General features: G+C 70.1%; 14 protein-coding genes. 9 read left to right on the top strand and 5 right to left on the bottom strand.

Annotated elements, in window-relative coordinates:
• Positions 1–87: 87 nt before the first annotated feature.
• From H7F53_RS13225 to H7F53_RS13210, 4 genes are read right to left on the bottom strand one after another with little or no spacing between them, the layout of a single operon-like run.
• Complete coding sequence (locus tag H7F53_RS13225; RefSeq protein WP_185679972.1) at positions 88–2,076, bottom strand: glycoside hydrolase family 3 protein; 1,989 nt, start codon at positions 2,074–2,076, stop codon at positions 88–90.
• Positions 2,073–3,155 carry a LacI family DNA-binding transcriptional regulator gene (locus H7F53_RS13220; protein WP_221773735.1) on the bottom strand — a complete coding sequence of 361 codons (1,083 nt, stop codon included), beginning with the start codon at positions 3,153–3,155 and terminating at the stop codon, positions 2,073–2,075. The genes H7F53_RS13225 and H7F53_RS13220 overlap by 4 nt, the downstream gene beginning before the upstream one ends.
• Positions 3,156–3,163: 8 nt before the next feature.
• Positions 3,164–4,849, bottom strand: a complete 1,686-nt coding sequence (locus tag H7F53_RS13215) for a GMC oxidoreductase (protein ID WP_185679971.1) — start codon at positions 4,847–4,849, stop codon at positions 3,164–3,166.
• 36 nt (positions 4,850–4,885) lie between these two features.
• Positions 4,886–5,425 (bottom strand): gluconate 2-dehydrogenase subunit 3 family protein, encoded by a 540-nt coding sequence (locus H7F53_RS13210; RefSeq protein ID WP_185679970.1) that lies wholly within the window; start codon positions 5,423–5,425, stop codon positions 4,886–4,888.
• 152 nt (positions 5,426–5,577) lie between these two features.
• Between H7F53_RS13210 and H7F53_RS13205 the strand changes: the two genes are divergently transcribed.
• Both H7F53_RS13205 and H7F53_RS13200 read left to right on the top strand, forming a co-directional pair.
• Positions 5,578–6,813 (top strand): nucleoside permease, encoded by a 1,236-nt coding sequence (locus tag H7F53_RS13205; RefSeq protein ID WP_246438891.1) that lies wholly within the window; start codon positions 5,578–5,580, stop codon positions 6,811–6,813.
• On the top strand, positions 6,813–7,775 hold the full coding sequence (locus tag H7F53_RS13200) for a sugar phosphate isomerase/epimerase family protein (protein WP_185679968.1): 963 nt from the start codon (positions 6,813–6,815) through the stop codon (positions 7,773–7,775). The genes H7F53_RS13205 and H7F53_RS13200 overlap by 1 nt, the downstream gene beginning before the upstream one ends.
• A 12-nt stretch (positions 7,776–7,787) precedes the next feature.
• On the opposite strand, the gene H7F53_RS13195 is transcribed toward H7F53_RS13200, so the two are convergent.
• Positions 7,788–9,317: a malonate--CoA ligase gene (locus H7F53_RS13195; protein WP_343062062.1), complete on the bottom strand. Its 1,530-nt coding sequence runs from the start codon at positions 9,315–9,317 to the stop codon at positions 7,788–7,790.
• A gap of 117 nt (positions 9,318–9,434) precedes the next feature.
• Here H7F53_RS13195 and H7F53_RS13190 point away from each other — a divergent pair, with 117 nt between their 5' ends.
• The 7 genes from H7F53_RS13190 to H7F53_RS13160 all read left to right on the top strand — a co-directional run bounded on the left by H7F53_RS13190 (position 9,435) and on the right by H7F53_RS13160 (position 18,562).
• A complete protein-coding gene (locus tag H7F53_RS13190) occupies positions 9,435–10,097 on the top strand; it encodes a GntR family transcriptional regulator (RefSeq protein ID WP_185679998.1) in 663 nt (220 codons plus the stop codon).
• A 55-nt stretch (positions 10,098–10,152) separates the two neighbouring features.
• Positions 10,153–10,518 carry a malonate transporter subunit MadL gene (gene madL / locus H7F53_RS13185; protein WP_185679967.1) on the top strand — a complete coding sequence of 122 codons (366 nt, stop codon included), beginning with the start codon at positions 10,153–10,155 and terminating at the stop codon, positions 10,516–10,518.
• A complete protein-coding gene (gene madM / locus H7F53_RS13180) occupies positions 10,511–11,272 on the top strand; it encodes a malonate transporter subunit MadM (protein WP_185679966.1) in 762 nt (253 codons plus the stop codon). Before madL ends, madM begins: the two co-directional genes overlap by 8 nt.
• Positions 11,273–11,552: 280 nt before the next feature.
• Entirely contained in the window at positions 11,553–13,766 is a 2,214-nt protein-coding gene (locus H7F53_RS13175) for a TonB-dependent receptor (protein ID WP_185679965.1), read from the top strand.
• Positions 13,767–13,857: 91 nt separating this feature from the next.
• On the top strand, positions 13,858–16,113 hold the full coding sequence (locus H7F53_RS13170) for a beta-glucosidase family protein (protein ID WP_185679964.1): 2,256 nt from the start codon (positions 13,858–13,860) through the stop codon (positions 16,111–16,113).
• A 155-nt stretch (positions 16,114–16,268) separates the two neighbouring features.
• Entirely contained in the window at positions 16,269–16,904 is a 636-nt protein-coding gene (locus H7F53_RS13165) for a gluconate 2-dehydrogenase subunit 3 family protein (RefSeq protein WP_185679963.1), read from the top strand.
• Between the two features lie 11 nt (positions 16,905–16,915).
• Positions 16,916–18,562: a GMC family oxidoreductase gene (locus H7F53_RS13160; RefSeq protein ID WP_185679962.1), complete on the top strand. Its 1,647-nt coding sequence runs from the start codon at positions 16,916–16,918 to the stop codon at positions 18,560–18,562.
• The last annotated feature ends 30 nt before the right edge of the window (positions 18,563–18,592 follow it).

The raw sequence follows: 18,592 nt of genomic DNA, 5'->3' as shown, positions 1-18,592 counted from the left end.
CCGGCGGACAACTCCGGGCTTTGCCCTAGAGCATTTCCCGTGGATGGCAGCGGCGCCGGCCCTGTTCCCGTACCCCGGGAACGGTCCCTAGAGCCCCGCGCCGCGCGGGAACAGCGGGTCGCGGCTGTCGTCGGGCTCGGCCGGGTCCTGCGCCACGACCGCGGCCATCGAGCGGGGCAGCTCGAACGGCAGCCGCCCCCGCGCCCGCGCGCGCCCGAGCACGACGTCGAGCACTGCGGCGTCGCTGGCGCCGAAGTTGGCGAGGATCGCATCGGCCTGATCAACCACGTTGGTGAGCACCGCGGGCCGGTCGAGGAACGGCGCGAAAACCACCGGACGCCCCGCTGCGCGCGCCTGCTTGAGCGCCTCGTAGGCGGGATCGCCATCGCGGAAGTCGAGCCGGCCCTCCTTCTGGCGGCCGCCGAAGAAGTGGTGGGGGTGCAGCAGCTCCGCCGGGCTCTCGGCGCGGATCAGGGCAAAGTCGGCCTCGGCCGGGGTGGCAACCACGGTCAGCCCCGCGGCAGTGGCAGCCGCGGGCGCCATGCCGAACAGCCAGACCTTCCGCCGCTGCGCCGGGTCGAGCGGAAGCAGGCCGCGGTTGGTCAGCAGCACCTGCGCCTCGCGCTGGGTCTGCGCCGCGAGGGCATGCCCGGCCGGTGCGGCGATCGCCGCGGCGGCGGCCGCCGGATCGACATAGGGGTTCTCGAACAGGCCCTGGCGGAACTTGACCGCGAGGATCCGGCGGACCGACTGGTCAAGCCGCGCCTCGCTTACCCCGCCCGCTTGCACCGCTGCCAGCAGCGCCGCCGTGTCCTGCGTGCCGCCGAACTGGTCGAGCCCGGCGGCGAGGCCCAGGGCGAAGCGCTGCGGCACGGTCAGGCTCTCCACCCCCCAGGCGGTCGAGATGTCCTGCGGGCGCTGCGGCGCCTCGGCGGTCGGGGCCAGGCAGCGCTGCGTGCAATCGGAGGTGATGCCCCAGTCGGACAGGAGGATGCCGGTGAAGCCAAGCCGGCGGCGCAGCACGTCGGTCAGCAGGACCTTGCTGTAGCCGGCCCCGTAGGGCTCGAGCGCCTTGCCCCCGGGACGCGGTCCGACGATGATCGGATAGGTCGGCATGACCCCACCGGTCCCGGCCGCCAGCGCGCCGTTGAAGGCGGCGATGTGGCGCTCGAGCTGGGCGGTGGAGAGCCGCGCGGTACGGCCATAGTAATTGTGCGCGTCGAAGCCCTCGGGCTGGGCGCCATAACCGGCCCAGTGCTTCACCACGGTCATCACCCCGTCGGGGGCAAGCCCACGCGGACTGCCCTGGAAGCCGGCGACATAGGCCCCGCCGAGCCGGCTCGACAGGTCGGCATCGGCACCGAAGGTTCCGGTGATGCGGCCCCAGCGCGGCTCGGTTGCCAGATCGACCTGCGGGCTGAGCGCCTGGTGGATGCCCACCGCACGATACTCGGCCCGGGCGATTGCGGCGAAGGCGGAGACCCGGGCCGGATCGCCGAGCGCGGCGAAGCCGAGCAGCTCGGGCCACTGCGTCACCCCGGCCGCGCTCTCGCCCGCACCCAGCACGTGGTGGAAGTGGTTGCGCGGATCGGCGCTGATCGTCAGCGGAATGCCCAGCCGCCCCGCCTCGGCCAGGGCCTGGACCGCATTGGCCTGCTCGGCCATTTGCGCCGGGGGCAGCGACAGGCGGGTGATGAAGCTGGTGATGTGACGCTCGCGGATCAGCGGGGTCGCCGCAGCCAGATCATAGCCAGCGGCCGACTGCCCGACCACTCCACCCAGCCCGGGCAGGGTGCCGTGGACCAGCTGCCCGGCCTTTTCGGCCAGGGTCATCCGGCGAACCAGATCGGCCGCGCGTGCGGCCGGGCTCAGGCGCCAGTCCTCATAGGGAGTCAGCCGCCCGTCGCCGTCGAGATCACGGAAACGCAGCCCCTGCACCGTGATCACTGTCTTGCTGCGCAGGCCCAGCTCGGGTTGCCGCGGTGCAGCGGCGCGGTCCGCACCGGCCGGTGCGGCCACCGCCGCCGCGAGGGCGAGGCCAAGCAGCGCCCCGGTGCCGGGGAGCGCGTTCGTCATGCCAAGGTCTCCTGTCGGTCTGGCGGTTCGGGTTGAGCAGGCGGGTCGGGGGCGAGCGGCGGCCCGGCGACCGACGAGGCGCGCACGACCAGCTGGTGCGGCAGGACCACGGTCCGCTCGGGCAGGTCGCGGCCATGCAGCAACGCGTCGAGCATGCGCATCGCGGTCGCCCCGATCGCGGCAGTGGGCTGGCGGATGGTGGTCAGCGGGGGAACGGTGAAGGCCCCGAACGGCAGGTCGTCGAAGCCGACCACCGCGATATCCCCGGGAACGGCCAATCCGGCCGCGGCGATCGCCTGCAGCGCGCCGATCGCCATCTGGTCGCTGGCGCAGAACACCGCGTCGGGGCGGTCCGCGCCGGCCAGCAGCCGGAGCATCGCAGCCCGGCCGGAGCCGAGCGAGAAATCGCCCTCGGCCACCAGCGCGGGATCCTGCGGCAGCCCGGCCGCGGCCAGTTCGGCGCGGTAGCCGGCCAGCCGGTCCTGGCACAGCAGGTTGTCGAGCGGACCGGTGATCGTGGCGATGCGGCGGCACCCGGTGGCGATCAGGTGGGCCACCGCGGTCCGTGCGGCGCCGTGGTTGTCGATCACCACGTGGGGACCGTAAGCGGAATCGCTGCGTTCGCAGGCGAAGACCAGCGGCAGCGGCGCTGGCAGCCCGGCGGTGCGCGCATCGCGCATTTGGCTGGGCAGCAGCGCGCCGAGCAGGATCAGACCGTCGGCCAGCCGCGTAGTGACCATGTCGGCATAATGGTCAAGCCGGTCCTGGCGGCTCTGCGTCTCACCGATCAGGACCCGGTAGCCCCGCTCATGCGCGACCAGCTCGATGTTCTGGACGATGTCGGCGAAGAACGGATTGTCGATCGCCGGCACGATCACGATGACGGTCTCGTGCCGCGGCCGGCGCAGCTGCTGCGCGATCGCGTTGGGCACGTAGTTCATCTCGGCGATCGCCTGGTGGACGCGCTCGCGCTTGTCGGGCCGCACCACCGCGGGCTCGCGCAGCGTCCGCGACACGGTGGTGATCGACACCCCCGCCCGCCGCGCAATATCCCGGATGGTCACCACAGGCCTGGCCATGCCGCTGCTCAGATCGTCCCCGCCTTCAGAAACTCGGCGGCGTGATAGGCGGCGCGGGCCGACAGCGCCATATAGGTCAGCGACGGGTTCTGGCAGCCGCTCGAGGCCATCGCCGCACCATCCGTGATGAACAGGTTGGGCACCTCATGGGCCTGGTTGTAGCGGTTGAGCACGCTGGTGGCGGGATCGCGCCCCATCCGGGCCGTGCCCATCTCGTGGATGCCAAGCCCCGGGGGATGCAGCCGCGCGGTCTCGCGGACGATCCGGCCACCGGCGGCGCGCACCATGGCCTTGGCATCCTCGAGCATCTGCCGCCCGATCGCGCGGTCGTTCTCGCCATGGCTGCAGTCGATCACCAGCTGCGGCAGGCCCCAGGCATCGGTCCGGGTCGGATGGAGCGTCACCCGGTTGGCCGGATTCGGCAGCATCTCGCCAAAGCCGGCCAGCCCGGCCAGCCACGGCCCGGGGTGGCGCGTCTGGTCCTTGAGCGCGGCGCCCACCGCGGGGGCGCTGCCGGCCATCTGGCGCCAGCCCTGCCGCATCACCCGGCCCTGGAACCCGAACCCGCGGACATAGGGTTCCTCCTGGCCGGCAATGTTGCGGTAGCGCGGAATATAGAGGCCGTTGGGCCGCCGCCCGCGGTAATAGGTCTCGGGCCCGTCCATGATCGCCTGCACCGACGGCCCGTAGACGTGGTCCATCAGGTTGCGGCCGACCTGATCCGAGCCATTGGCCAGCCCGCGGGGGTGCGCGGCCGAGGCCGAGTTGAGCAGGATCTGGGCGGTCCCGATCGTCGAGGCGCAGAGGAACACGACCCGCGCCTGGTAGGTCGTCGCGGCGCGGGTGTTCTGGTCGATCACCCGCACCCCGGTCGCCTTGCCGGTGGCCGGATCGGTGATGATCGAGTGGACGATCGCATCGGTGACGATCGTCAGGTTGCCGGTCCGCTCGGCCGCCGGGAGCGAGGACGACAGGCTCGAGTGATAGGCGCCGTAGGAGCAGCCCCGCTCGCACAGCGAGCGGTACTGGCAGGGGGCGCGGCCAAGCTCGGTATGCTGCGGCTGCGCCTCGGTCAGGTGGGCGCAGCGCCCCATGATCACCTTGCGGTCGCCGAACTGGCGCTCGACCGCGGCCTTGAACAGCTTCTCGCCATCGGTCATCGGCATGGCCGGGAGGAACTGCCCGTCGGGCAGCTGCGGCAGGCCCTCGGCCTCGCCCGACACGCCGATGAAGCGTTCGACATGATCGTACCACGGGGCCAGATCGGCATAGCGGATCGGCCAGTCGACCCCGTGCCCGTCACGCGCGTTGGCGGACAGATCGAGCTCGGACAGGCGGTAGGTCTGGCGGCCCCACATGATCGAGCGGCCGCCCAGATGATAGCCGCGGATCCACGAGAACGGCTTGTCCGCCGGGGTCTCGTAGGGGTGCTCGCTGTCCTTCACCCAGTATTGCTGGGTCGCGCTGTTGACCGCGTAGCACTGGCGCTGGATCGGATAGTCGCGCGCCAGTTCCTCCTCCGGGATGCCGCCGGCATTGGGCAGCTCCCAGGGCTGCAGCGAATCGGTGTAGGAGGTGCCGTGCTCCAGCTTGCGGCCCCGTTCGAGCACCAGCGTCTTGAGCCCGCGTTCGCACAGTTCCTTGGCGGCCATGCCGCCGCTCATGCCCGAGCCGATGACGATCGCGTCAAACATGGGTCTCTCCCGCTTTCTTGTTACGTTGAGGCGCGTTCAGGCGCCGGCCCAGGCGCGGGTCTGCGCGGTCAGCGGGATCGATGCCTCCCAGGCCCCCGGCGCATGCTCGTAGCGCAACTCGCGGGTGGCCCCTGGTTCGCTCAGGTAATAGAGTGCGACCAGCAGCTCCTTGGTCATCGTATAGCCGGCGTCGCTGCCCAGCCGGGCCGCGTCGTGGGCGGTCAGCACCGCGGTCCGGCGGGCCGGAGACAGGCGCGCGAAGGGCTGGCCCGCCGTGGTCTGCGCCGCGGTGTCGATCGCCTGCAGTGCGCCGAGGCACGTCGCGCGCCGCTCAGCGCTGGCCCAGTCACGCATCAGGGCGGCGAAAACGGCCGGCACGCCGGCATCGCGGGCCCCGGGGGTGTCCGTGCGCGGGATCAGCGTATCGGCCACGGCCGTGACGAGGGCTCGGGTGGCGGGGTCGAGCCCGGCCCGCGCGGGTGTCGCCGCCGCCGCCAGGGCGCCAGACGGCAAGGCCGCCGCACCGATCAGCCCGGCCACGACGGCCAGCAGGTTACGACGATCAAGCTCCAGCATCGATGCGCCTCCTCCATCCCCTCGGCCGACGCAGCACGCGCGGCTCCCGACCATAACGCCACTGGCTATTCCGGGGCAGCGGTTATTGCCACTTGACCCGGGCAGATTCGTTCTGGCAACGTTTCCAAAAATACTGGGCAGAGGAGCTAACCTTGTCAACACCGCGTGCGCAGCGGCCTCCGACCATGGCCTTGTTCTGGATGATGGCGCTCCAGCTTGCGATCTGGGGAGCCTGGGCGCCCAAGCTGTTCCCCTACATGGGCATGCTGGGCTTCACCCCCGGACAACAAGCGCTGGTCGGTTCGTGCTGGGGCATCGCCTCGGTCGCCGGGATCTTCTTCTCCAACCAGTTCGCCGATCGCCATTTCGCGGCCGAGCGGTTCCTTGCGGTAAGCCACCTGATCGGCGGTCTGTGCCTGATCGGCGCGGCCTATGCGACCACGTTCGGGCCATTCTTCGCCTGCTATCTGGCCTACAGCCTGGTCTATGTGCCGACCCTGTCGGTGAGCAACACGATCGCCTTTGCCCATCTGGCCGATGGCAAGGATTTCGGGCGCGTCCGGGCAGGCGGGACAGTGGGCTGGGTGATGGCGAGCTGGCCGTTCATCTTCCTGCTCGGGGCCCAGTCCGGACCGCAGGACGTGCGGGCGATCTTCCTGGTCGCCGGCGCCATCTCGCTGGCGCTGGCCGCCTTCTCGCTGACCCTGCCGCACACCCCGCCCCGGCCGGCCAGCGACGGCGTCGATGCCCTGGCCTGGCGGCGCGCCTTCGGGCTGCTGCGCCAGCCGGTCGTCGCGGTCCTGTTCGTGGTGACCTTCATCGATTCGGTGGTCCACAACGGCTATTTCGTGATGGCCGACGCCTTCCTCACCAACCGCGTCGGGATCGCGGGCAACCTCTCGATGGTGGTGCTCTCGCTCGGCCAGATCGCCGAGATCCTGACCATGCTCGCGCTCGGCCGGGTGCTGGCGCGGCTCGGCTGGCGGGTGACGATGATCGTCGGGATCCTTGGCCATGCGGCGCGGTTCCTGGCCTTCGCCTTCCTGGCCGACAGCGTGCCGGCGATCATCGGCGTCCAGTTGCTGCACGGGATCTGCTATGCCTTCTTCTTCGCGACCGTCTACATCTTCGTCGACGAGGTCTGCCCGCGCGATGTCCGGTCAAGCGCGCAGGGGCTGTTCAACCTGCTCATCCTGGGCGTGGGCAACGTGATCGCCAGCGCCCTCTTCCCGGCGCTTACCGCGGCCTGGACCGGCGCCGACGGCACGGTCGACTACAGCCGCCTGTTCCTTGTCCCGGCCGGGCTCGCCACGCTCGGCGCGGTGATCCTCGCACTGGCCTTCCGCCCGACCACCACGGCTCCCGCCACCGCTCCGGAGATTGCCTGATGACCCATCCGCTCGATCGTCGCACCCTTCTCGCCGGCCTGGGCGCGGCGGGCCTCGCTGCCGCCGTTCCCGCCGGTGCGGCCCGGCGCACGCCGCTGTTCAAGCGGATCGGCAAGCCCCTGGGGATCCAGCTCTATGCCCTCGGCGAGGCGCCGCGCAAGGACCTGGCGGGGACGCTGCGGCGGCTGGCCGCGATGGGCTACCGCGATATCGAGCTGCCCGGGTTCTATGACCGCACCCCGCAGGCCCTGCGCGCCGAGGCCGAGGCGGCGGGGGTCCGCTACGGGTCGATCCACCTTGGCCTGCCGCCGCGCGTCGCCCCGGGCGCGCTGTCGCTGATGAGCAGTCCGCAACAGCTCGCCGATGCGCTCGGCGCGCTGGGGGTGACCAAGGCCGTGCTGCCGATGCCGCTGCTGCCCGAGACGTTCGCGGCACCGGCCTCGGGCGATCCGCGCGATGCCCTGGCCAGTGCGGTCGATGCCGGCGGGCTCGACATGTGGAAGCGCCTGGCCGCCCTGCTCAACGACCGCGCCGCCGCGCTCAAACCCTTCGGCATCGCGCTCGGCTATCACAACCACAACATGGAGTTCCGGCCGCAGGGCGGCACCACCGGCTGGGCGACCCTGCTGGGCGAGCTGGACCCGGCACTGGTGTTCATCGAGCTCGACCTCGGCTGGGCCGCGGCCGGCGGGATCGATCCGGCGGCTGAGCTGCGCCGGCTCAAGGGCCGGGTGCGGATGGTCCACCTCAAGGACATCAAGGCCACCACAACGACCAACTACGCGCTGCGCCAGGACCCGGCCGAAGTGGGCCAGGGCAAGCTCGACTGGCGGGCCATCCTGCCCGCCTGCGCGGCCGCCGGGGTCGAGCACTACTACGTCGAGCAGGAGCCGCCCTACACCCGCGACCGCTTCGCCTCGATGCAGATCAGCGCCGACTTCCTCAGTCGCTTCACCGGCTGAGGCGGCGCCGGTTCAGCCCGTCGGCTCGCGGGCGAACAGCCCGGCATAGGTGTCGCGCAGCTGGTTCTTCTGCACCTTGCCCATCGCGTTGCGGGGCAGATCGGGCACGAAGACCACCCGGCGCGGCTGCTTGAACCGGGCGAGCCGGCCCGCCAGGGCGGCCAGCACGGCTGGTTCGTCGAGTGCCGGATCGCTGGCTTTGAGCACCGCCACCACGCCCTCGCCCATGTCGGCGTGCGGCACCCCGATCACTGCGCTCTCGGCCACGCCGGGCAGGGCATCGAGCACGGCCTCGACCTCGGCCGGATAGACGTTGAAGCCCCCGCAGATGATCAGGTCCTTGGCCCGACCGACGATGCTGACATAACCCCGCTCGTCGACCCGCCCGAGATCGCCGGTGATGAAGAACCCGTCGGGGCGCAGCTCCTCCGCGGTCTTCTCGGGCAGGCGCCAGTAACCCCGGAACACGTTGGGGCCGCGCACCTCGATCACCCCGACCTCGCCCTGCGGCAGGCTGGCCCCGGTGGCGGGATCGGCAATGCGCAGCTCGACCCCCGGCAGCGGGCGGCCGACGCTGCCCGGCACGCGCGCGCCCGTGTAGGGATTGCTGGTGTTCATGTTGGTCTCGGTCATGCCGTAGCGCTCGAGGATGGCGTGACCGGTCAGGGCCTGGAAAGCCTTGTGGGTCTCGGCCGACAGCGGCGCCGAACCCGAAACGAACAACCGCATCGGTGCGGCCAACGCCCGGGTGAAGGCGGGCTCGCCGAGCAGACGGGTGTAGAAGGTCGGCACCCCCATCAGCACGCTGGCCCGTGGCATCAGGCGGATCAGCTCGGCCACGTCGAAGCGGGGCAGGAAGATCATGGCACCGCCGGCGGCGATCGTCACATTGGTCGCCACGAACAGGCCGTGGGTGTGAAAGATCGGCAGCGCGTGGAGCAGCACGTCCTGCGCGGTGAACCGCCACTCCTCCACCAGCACCGCGGCATTCGAGGCGAGATTGCCGCGCGTCAGCATGGCGCCCTTGGAGCGGCCGGTGGTGCCCGAGGTGTAAAGGATCGCCGCCAGCCCGTCGGGCGCCGGTTCGCCAAAGGACAAGCTGGCCGGCTGGGCATCGGCGCCCTCGGCCAGCGTGCCGCGGCCCGCCGCATCCAGCGTCAGGCGCGAGGCCAGTCCGAGCGCGCCGCACAGGTCGGCCATGGCAGCTTCGTCCTCGGGGCGGTGGATGAACAGCGCGGGTTCGGCATCGGCCAGGAAGAAGCGCACCTCCTCGGGGGTGTATGCGGTGTTGAGCGGCAGAAACACCGCCTCGATCGCCAGCGCGGCCAGATAGGTCAGCAGGGCGTCGGTCGTCTTCTCGACCTGGATCGCCACCCGGTCGCCGGGGCGCACGCCCTGCGCCTGCAGCAGGTTGGCCAGCTGCGCGGTCCGCGCGAGCGCCGCTCCATAGCTGAGCACGGACAGATCGGGCCGGATCAGGAAGGGCGCATCGGGCGCCGTCTCGGCGTGCTCGCGAAACCGGCTGAACATGTCTTGGACCACGGACTTTTCCTCTGGAGCGCCGCAGCGGGTTACCGCTGAACCAATTGATCGAGGCGCTTGTGTATGCGAGAAGACGGTACTGTTATTACTCTGCATGCAAGGTGTCCAGTGATCGCGATGCTGCCTGAGGCCCCTGGCCTGCTCCTGTCCGAACGCATCCGCGCGGCGCTGGCCGACGAGATCATGGCGGGCCAGCTGAAGCCCGGGCACCCGCTCGACGAGGGGCAGATCGCTGCCCGCTTCGGCGCCTCCCGCACGCCCGTGCGCGAAGCCATCCGCGAACTCGCCGCGGTAGGACTGCTCGAGGTCCGGCCGCGCCGCGGTGCGGTGGTCTCGGGCTTCGACAGCCAGCGGGTGATCGACATGTTCGAAATGACGGCGGAGATCGAGGCCATGTGCGCGCGCCTCGCTGCCTACCGGATGAATCCGGTGGAGCGCAGCCGTCTGGCCAAGCTGCACGAAGAGTCCGAAGCGATCGTGGCCGCCGGTGACAGTGATGGCTACAACCAGCTCAACTGGGACTTCCACCACGCCATTTATGAGGGCACCCACAACCGCTTCATCGTCGAACAGGCAGCAGCACTGCACGACCGGATGGCCGCTTTTCGGCTGCCCCAGTTGCGCGTCCGCGGGCGACTGGATCAGTCGCACGCGGAGCACGGCGAGGTGGTCGCAGCGATTATGCGCGGCGATGGCGAGGAGGCGGCGCGCTGCATGCGCGCGCACAAGCTCAAGGCCTCCATCTCGCTCGAGCGCTACCTCGCCAGCCGCGAACTCTGAGCGGACGGCGTGACCAGAACGGGACCGCCCGCGCGGCGGCGAGGGGGAGAGTAAGGTGGCAATCTTCGGAACGGCCCTGCTGGCGCTGTGCACGCTGCTGGGCGTGGCGCTGGGCGAAGCTCTGGGCATGGCCTTGCACGTCAAGGCCAATGTCGGCGGGGTGGGTCTGGCGATGCTGCTGCTCATGGCGGCGCGCGCCTGGCTGGCGCGGCGCGGCTGGCTGACCGCGCAGCTGCGCCTTGGCATCGAGTTCTGGGCCGCGCTGTACATCCCGATCGTCGTGGCCATGGCCGCCCAGCAGAACGTGGTCGCCGCGCTCGAAGGCGGGCCGATGGTCGTGCTTGCGGGGATCAGCACCGTGGCCCTGTGCTTTACCCTGGTGGCCCTGCTGAGCCGGCTCGGGAGGCGCGGCGATGACTGAGATCGCCGGCAAGCTGATCGCCGACCAGTCGCTGCTGATCGCCCTGGCCCTGGTGGGGGCGCTGATGGGAGCCAGCGTGGTGGTCTCGCGACTGCTTTCGCGCGGGCGGATCCACGCCAGCGCGATCGCGATCCTCGCCGCGCTGGCCCTGGCCTGGTGGGGCGGCGTTCTCACCGGCGGGAAGAAGGGCCTCGCCGACCTGCCCGCCTTCGCCGGGCTGGCGCTGCTAGGCGGGGCCATGCTGCGCGATTTCGCGATCGTTTCGACCGCCTTCGAGGTCGATGCCGCCGAGGCGCGCAAGGCTGGTCTGCTGGGCGCCTTCGCCCTGCTGCTCGGCACCGTGGTTCCCTTCGCCGTGGGGGTCGGGATGGCCTGGAGCTTCGGCTACCGCGATGCCGTGTCGCTTGCCACCCTGGGCGCCGGGGCCGTGACCTACATCGTCGGCCCGGTCACCGGGGCGGCCCTGGGAGCCAGTTCGCCGGTGATGGCGCTGTCGATCGCCACCGGCGTGCTCAAGGCCGTGCTGGTCATGGTGTTCACCCCGCTCTGCGCCCGGCTGATGGGCCTGGACAACCCGCGCAGCGCTATGGTGTTCGGCGGGCTCGCCGGGACGGTCAGCGGGGTGGCCGGGGGGCTGGCCGCCACCGATCCGCGGCTGGTGCCCTATGGCGCACTGACCGCGACCTTCCACACCGGGCTCGGCTGCCTGCTCTGTCCCTCGCTCCTGTTCCTGGCGCTCAGCGCGCTGGTGTGACCCTTCTGCAACGCTGGTCGGAACGCTGGTATCGCCTGGGCATCGCCCCGGCGATGCGGTTTGACATCGTTTTCAGAGTGGTCTAGCCATGACTCGTCCAAAATACACAAAGTGTGTTTGGGCGTTGTTGTGTATATAGAACGACGTTGGGAGAGACTGGGGGGCATCATCGCGGGCGCAGGCATGTCCAGCCCTTGCGCCACTTCGCTCCCTCCCGCTCCGACAACGTCGCTCCGGTGTGCATGCACGGGCCAAGGCCCGACGACGAGGAGAGGCACAAATGACCAAGGTGGTAATGGGGGGTATGGTTTCGGCGCTGGCGCTGTTCGCGGCATCGGCCGCGATGGCACAGGATACCAATGCGCCCCCCGCCGGAGAGATCATCGTCACCGCGACGCGGTTCGAAACCCTGGCTTCCAAGACCCCGATCGCGCTGACCGCGGTGAGCGGGGACAATCTGCGCGCGATCGGTATCACCAACCCCACCGCGCTGGCTGATACGGTACCCAACGTCTCGATTGACCGCGGCAATGGCCTGCAGATCACGATTCGCGGCGTCACCTCGACCGACGGCACCGAGAAGGGCGATCCTTCGGCGGCCTTCATGCTCGACGGCATCTACATCGCCCGCCCGCAGGTCCAGGAAGTCAGCTTCTTCGACGTCCAGCGGGTCGAGGTGCTGCGCGGCCCGCAGGGCACGCTCTATGGCCGCAACACCACGGCCGGTCTGATCAACGTCCTGTCGAACAAGCCCCAGCTTGACCGCGTGTCGGGCTATGTCGACGTGAACTACGGCAACTACAACAACACCCAGGTAACGGGCGTGATCAACGTGCCCGCCAGCGAGAACCTGGGCTTCCGCCTCGCCACCAACTTCGACCGCCGCGACACCTTCGTCCAGCCCGGCCCGAACCTGCGTTCGGACATCAGCCCGTTCAAGGACAACCTGTCGTTCCGGGGCTCGGCGCTCTACAAGTTCGACGCCGGCGAACTGAACATCCGCGCCGACTACAGCGCGATCAAGGGCAGCACCGTGAACGCGGTCTCGCTCAGCAACCTCTACAGCACGGTCACCACCAACGGCGTCAACCCGACCTATATCGGCGGCGACCGCTCGGCCGACGCGCTATTCACGCTCAACACCCCCACCAGCGCGCCGACCATGCGCGACAACAAGACCTGGGGGATCATGGCCGACCTGAACTACGATGTCGGGCCGGTAACGCTCCAGTACCTTGGCTCCTACCGCGAGTTCGTCCGCCGCGAGGACGGGCTCAGCGTCCGCGGGCTGGGCACTGTCGCGGTCCCCACCCGGTTCGACGGCGAATACTGGCAGCAGAGCCACGAACTGCGCGTGGCGACCAACGGCACCGGGCCGCTGCGCGCCCAGGCCGGCGCCTACTTCTTCCAGGAGCAGTCGGGCATCGCCTTCTACCTGCTCGGTCTGCTCAACCCGACGGTGGGCGCGCCCGGCTACGTCTTCGGCTTCCCGCAGAACCCGACCAAGGCCAAGTCGATCGCCACCTTCGGCGAGGCGACCTACAGCCTGACCGACACCCTGCGCCTGACCGGCGGCATCCGCTACACCGAGGACCAGAAGAGCCGCGTCGGCCGGACCGTGACCTGTTCGACCACGGCCTGCAATCTGGCCACCGACGTCGTCACCCGCAACGATGCCTCGCGCACGTTCAAGAAGGTGACCTGGCGCGCCGGGGTCGACTATGACCTCAACGACCGCACGCTGGTCTATGCCACCGTCTCGACCGGCTACAAGGCCGGCGGGTTCAACGACGGGTGCGAGAGCGGCACCGGCACCGGCTGCAGCCTGACCGCCGACGCGCTCTACTATGATCCGGAAACGCTGACCTCCTACGAAATCGGCACCAAGACGCGCATCGCCGACGGCGTGCGGCTGAACCTGACCGCCTTCCACTACGACTACACCAACCTGCAGGTCAGCCAGATCATCACCTGCACCCCCGGCGGCGGCCAGTGCCAGGCGACCACCAATGCGGCGGCGGCCAAGGTGGATGGCGTCGAGGCGGAAACCACCATCCAGGCCAGCCCGAACGACCGGTTCGAGGCGGCGGTGTCCTGGCTCAACGCGCGCTACGACCGCTACACCCTGCCCAATGGCGCCAACTGGCAGGGTCGCAGGCTCGATCGCTCGCCGGCCTGGAACGTGCTGCTGGCCTACACCCGCACCTTCGATCTCGGCAATTCCGGGTCGATCGAGTTCAACGTGCGCAGCCGCCTGTCGACCCGCTACAAGCTGGCCGGCCTGGCCAACTTCTACCAGGTGACCCAGCCGGCCTTCTCGAAGACCGACATCAACGTCACCTACAACTCTCCTGACCGCAACTGGTACCTGCAGGGCTTCGTCAAGAACCTGGAGAACGCCATTACCGTCTCGTCGATCGCGCCGGGGCCCAACGGTACGGCCCAGCTGGCCGACCCGCAGCTCTATGGTGTGCGCGCCGGCTTCAAGTTCTGATCCTGCCTCCACCCTGACTAAACAGCCGCGGCCTGGCCTCCAGGTCCGCGGCTGTCCTTTCTTGGCCGCCCGGCCCCAAGGAGTACCTGCGATGATCCTGCGCTGTTCGATCCTGACCGGAGCCGCGCTGCTGGCGACGCCGCTGGCTGCAGCGCCCTCCGCCCCTGCCCCTGCCCCCGCCCCTGCGCAGGCGCCGACTGCCGCGGAGATCGCGGCAGCGGCGACGCGGGCGCGCGCCGTGGTCGCCACGATGCAGCCGGCAGAAAAGACCCTGCTCACCCACGGCATCATGCCGCTCCCGTTCGGGCCCACTGCCCCGGCGATTCCGGCCGAGGCGATCCCCGGTGCCGGCTATATCCCCGGCGTGCCGCGCCTCGGCATCCCCTCGCTGCGCGAGACCGACGCCTCGCTCGGCGTGTCGTGGGTCGGCGGGATCCGCCGCGACGGCGCCACCGTCCTGCCCGCGGGGCTGGCCCAGGCGGCGAGCTGGAACCCGGCGCTGCTCGAGCGCGGCGGCGCCATGATCGGCCGCGAGGCCCGCGCCAAGGGCTTCAACGTGCTGCTCGCCGGCGGGGTCAACCTCACCCGCGATCCGCGCAACGGCCGCACTTTCGAATACCTCGCCGAGGACCCGCTGCTTGCCGGGCACCTGGTCGGCGCGGCGATCCGCGGCGTCCAGTCGAACGGGATCATCTCGACCATCAAGCACTTCGCCCTCAATGGCCAGGAAACCGGCCGCAAGTTCGTCGATGTCCGGATCGCCGAGCCGGCTGCGCGCGAGAGCGACCTGCTGGCCTTCCAGATCGGGATCGAACTGGGCCAGCCCCTTTCGGTGATGTGCGCCTACAACCGGGTCAACGGCGCCCAGGCCTGCGCCAATGACTGGCTGCTCAACCGGGTGCTGAAGCGCGACTGGGGCTGGCGCGGGTTCGTCATGTCGGACTGGGGCGCCGTGCCCGGGGTCGAGGCGGCCGAACTCGGGCTCGACCAGCAATCCGGCGAGCAACTCGACCCGGCCGTGTTCTTCGGCGCGCCGCTGGCCGCGCGCGCCAAGGCCGATCCGCGCTGGGCGGCGCGGCTCGACGACATGAACGTGCGCGTGCTGACCGCGATCTATGCCGCCGGGCTCGATCGCAACGATGCCCGGCCGGGCCAGCCGATCGACTGGGCAGCCCATGGCGAGGTGGCGCTGGAGGCGGCGACCCAGGGGATCGTGCTGCTGAAGAACAGCGGCGACCTGCTGCCGCTGGCGGCCACGGCCAAGCGCATCGCGGTGATTGGCGGCTATGCCGGGGCGGGCGTGCTCTCGGGCGGCGGCTCGAGCCAGGCCAATCCGGAGGGCGGCCCCAAGGCCTCGATCCCCTCCGGCACCGATGGCCCTTTCGCCGCCCTGTTCAACCAGCAGTTTCATGGCACTGCGCCGCTCGCCGCGATCCGCACGCGAGTCCCGGCCGCGACGGTGACCTATCGCGACGGCTCGATCATTGCCGATGCGGTCGACCAGGCGCGCAAGGCCGACCTCGCGATCGTCTTCGCGACCAAGTGGTCGACCGAGGGCCAGGACCATGCCGACTTTAGCCTCCCCAACGGCCAGGACGCGCTGATCGCCGCGGTGGCGGCCGCCAATCCGCGCACGATCGTGGTGCTCGAGACCGGCAACCCGGTGGCCATGCCCTGGCTGGGCCAGGTGCCGGCCGTGCTCGAGGCCTGGTACGGCGGCAGCCGCGGTGGCGAGGCGATCGCGCGGATCCTGTTCGGCGAGGCCAATCCGTCCGGCCGGCTGCCGATCACCTTCCCGGCCAGCGCGGACCAGCTCCCGCGTCCCGTGCTGGACGGCTACTTCGCGCTCGAGCCGAGCTTCAGCGGCGATGCCCCCTCGCCTGACGCCAGCCTCGTGGCGAACTACGACATCGAGGGGTCGGACGTCGGCTACCGCTGGTTCGCCCGGCAGGGGCACAAGGCGCTGTTTCCCTTCGGCTACGGCCTGTCCTACACCCGCTTCGCCGCCGACGGGCTGCGGCTGGCCGGTGGCGGCGCCAGGGCGCTCACCGCCAGCCTGACCCTGCGCAACACCGGCGCGCGCGACGGTGCCACGGTCGCCCAGGTCTATCTGGTCGGCCGCGGTGACGAGGCGCGCCGCCGCCTGGCCGGCTTCGCCCGGGTCGAGCTCAAGGCCGGCGAGGCGCGCACCGTCAGCGTCACCCTCGAGCCGCGCATCCTGGCCGACTGGACCCCGCAGGGGTGGACGATCAAGGGCGGGCGCTACACCTTCGCGCTGGGCGAGGATGCCGAGCGGCTGGGGCCCCCGGTGGCGATCACCCTGCCGGCGCGCACCTGGCGGGACTGATTCGCCCGGCGCGCCGGGCGCGCGGAAACAGCGGGAGTCGCCAAGCAGGTGGCCCGGGCGGGGCGCCGCGCCAATGCGCACTATCTCGTATACGTTGCCCAACAAGAGAATGCTCTGTCCGGGGGCGATATCTCGTCCCCGGACCGGAGCGACCCATGGAGCACGCATCCCCCTCGCGCCGTCAGTTTCTGACGGCAGTCGGCAATCTCGCCAGTGCCAGCTGGGTCGCGCTCAACTGGCCCTCGATCGCCGCGGCGGCCCCCGCCGAGCACGCCCATGCCGGCCACGCGATGGCCGACGGCGCCGCGCCGCCGACCAGCTTCACCACGCTGAACCCGCTGGAAGCGGCCGATGTTGACGCCATCGCCGATCTGATCGTGCCCGGCGGGGCCAAGCCGGGAGCGCGCGCCGCGGGCGTGCCCTACTTCATCGACAATGCGCTCGGCAGCTTCTTCAAGGACCAGCTCACCGCGTTCCGTCAGGGCCTGGCCGAGTTCCAGGCCGGCTTCGCCCGGCAAGCCGGGGTCAGCACCCCCTTCGCCAAGGCCGCGCCCGACCAGCAGACCGCCTATCTCGGGCAGGTCGAGAAGACCCCGTTCTTCCAGGCCGTGCGCCGGCTCACCGTGCTCGGCCTGCTCGCCCTGCCCAAGTACGGCGGCAACCGCGACAACATCGGCTGGACGCTGATCGGGGTGGAGGACAACCATTATTGGGAGCCCCCCTTCGGCTACTACGACAAGGATTATCCGGGCTTCCAGCCCTACCCCGGCACCAAGCCCTACACCGCCTGAGGGAGCCGACCATGGCGAAGACCTACAAGACCAGCGAGACCGTCGACTTCATCGTGGTCGGATCCGGCGCCTCGGGCGGGATCATGGCGCGCGAGCTGGCCCAGGCCGGCCACAGCGTGATCGTGATGGAACAGGGTCCGCGGATGGGAGCCCACGAGTTCGAGCACGACGAGCTTAAGTACCGCAACCTCTCGGGGATCACCAACAACCCCGCGGTCAGCCCGCAGACCTTCCGCAAGGATCCCTCCGAGACCGCCAAGCGGATGAGCGGGCGCAACCCGCTGACCTATGCCCGCGTGGTCGGCGGCAGCAGTGCGCACTTCAACGCCAATTTCTGGCGCCTGCACGAGATCGACTTCATCGAGGGCAGCAAGTGGGGGCCGATCGAGGGCGCCAGCCTGGTCGACTGGCCGATCACCTACGCCGAGCTCGAGCCCTACTACACCAAGGTCGAATGGGAGGTCGGCGTCTCTGGCCTGGCCGGGGCGAGCCCGTTCGATCCGTGGCGCTCCAAGCCCTATCCGATGCCGCCGCTGCCGGTGAAGTCATCGGGCGTGCTGTTCGAGCGCGGCGCGCGCAAGCTGGGGCTCCACCCCTTCCCCTCGCCGATGGCGATCAACTCGGTGATGTACCGGGGACGCCCGCCCTGCGCGCAGTGCGGGCTGTGCGGCGGCTTCGCCTGCGAGGTCATGGCCAAGTCCTCGTCGGTCTGGACGATGATTCCCGAGGCCGAGGCGACCGGCCGCTGCGAGGTGCGCTCGGACAGCTACGTGTTCCGCATCGGCATGAACAAGGCCGGCCGCGCCACCGGGGTGCACTATTTCGACAAGAACAAGGTCGAGCACTTCCAGAACGCCAAGGCCGTGGTGGTCTGCGCCAACGGCTCGGAAACGCCCAAGCTGTTGCTCAACTCGGCCACCAACGCGCAGCCCGAGGGGCTTGCCAACTCGAGCGGCAAGGTCGGGCGCTACCTGATGTTCAACAAGGGTGGCGGGGCCATGGCCCGGTTCGAGAACCCGCTGAACGAGTACAAGGGCGCCAACGTCACCCGGATCCTGCACGACTTCTATGACAGCGATCCGAAGCGCGGGTTCTACGGCGGCGGCGGGTTCGACGCGCGGTCGGGCGGGCCGCTGACCTGGGGCCAGTCGGTGCCCAAGGGCACGCCGAGCTGGGGTCCGGGGTTCAAGGAATACCTCGAATCCTACACCTACTGGATGAACTGCTCGGGCCACGGCACCTCGCTGGCCCAGGAGACCAACCGGGTCGACATCGATCCCGAACTCAAGGACGCCTGGGGCGTGCCAGCGATGCGGGTGACCTACAAGGACCACCCGGACGACATCAAGCACGCCAAGTGGCAGGTCGAGCGCGCGGTCGAGATCATGGACGCGGCCGGGGCCAAGCAGATCGTCCCGGGCGAAGTGGGCGAGGCGAGCGGCGGGGTCCACCTGCTCGGTACCTGCCGGATGGGCAACGATCCGGCCACCTCGGTGATCGACAAGTACCACCGCACCCATGACGTGAAGAACCTGTTCCTCTGCGACGGGTCGAGCATGGTCACCTCGGGCCGCGGCCAACCGACGCTGACGATCGAGGCGCTGGCCTTCCGCGCGGCCGAGCACATCAGCCGCTTCGCCAAGGCCAACGCGATCTGAACCGGGCGGGCGGGCCGGCCGGGGGGGGAA

It is taken from the genome of Novosphingobium piscinae (assembly GCF_014230355.1).
Taxonomy (GTDB): Bacteria; Pseudomonadota; Alphaproteobacteria; order Sphingomonadales; family Sphingomonadaceae; genus Novosphingobium; species Novosphingobium piscinae.
This window is presented reverse-complemented; position numbering and strand designations above follow the sequence as displayed.

Bases quoted from the DNA above. Each gene is read 5' to 3' on its own strand.
- H7F53_RS13220 (WP_221773735.1), bottom strand. From the start codon at position 3,155: ATGGCCAGGCCTGTGGTGACCATCCGGGATATTGCGCGGCGGGCGGGG.
- H7F53_RS13215 (WP_185679971.1), bottom strand. From the start codon at position 4,849: ATGTTTGACGCGATCGTCATCGGCTCGGGCATGAGCGGCGGCATGGCC.
- H7F53_RS13210 (WP_185679970.1), bottom strand. From the start codon at position 5,425: ATGCTGGAGCTTGATCGTCGTAACCTGCTGGCCGTCGTGGCCGGGCTG.
- H7F53_RS13170 (WP_185679964.1), top strand. From the start codon at position 13,858: ATGATCCTGCGCTGTTCGATCCTGACCGGAGCCGCGCTGCTGGCGACG.
- H7F53_RS13165 (WP_185679963.1), top strand. From the start codon at position 16,269: ATGGAGCACGCATCCCCCTCGCGCCGTCAGTTTCTGACGGCAGTCGGC.
- madM (WP_185679966.1), top strand. From the start codon at position 10,511: ATGACTGAGATCGCCGGCAAGCTGATCGCCGACCAGTCGCTGCTGATC.
- H7F53_RS13225 (WP_185679972.1), bottom strand. From the start codon at position 2,076: ATGACGAACGCGCTCCCCGGCACCGGGGCGCTGCTTGGCCTCGCCCTC.
- H7F53_RS13160 (WP_185679962.1), top strand. From the start codon at position 16,916: ATGGCGAAGACCTACAAGACCAGCGAGACCGTCGACTTCATCGTGGTC.
- H7F53_RS13190 (WP_185679998.1), top strand. From the start codon at position 9,435: ATGCTGCCTGAGGCCCCTGGCCTGCTCCTGTCCGAACGCATCCGCGCG.
- H7F53_RS13175 (WP_185679965.1), top strand. From the start codon at position 11,553: ATGACCAAGGTGGTAATGGGGGGTATGGTTTCGGCGCTGGCGCTGTTC.
- H7F53_RS13200 (WP_185679968.1), top strand. From the start codon at position 6,813: ATGACCCATCCGCTCGATCGTCGCACCCTTCTCGCCGGCCTGGGCGCG.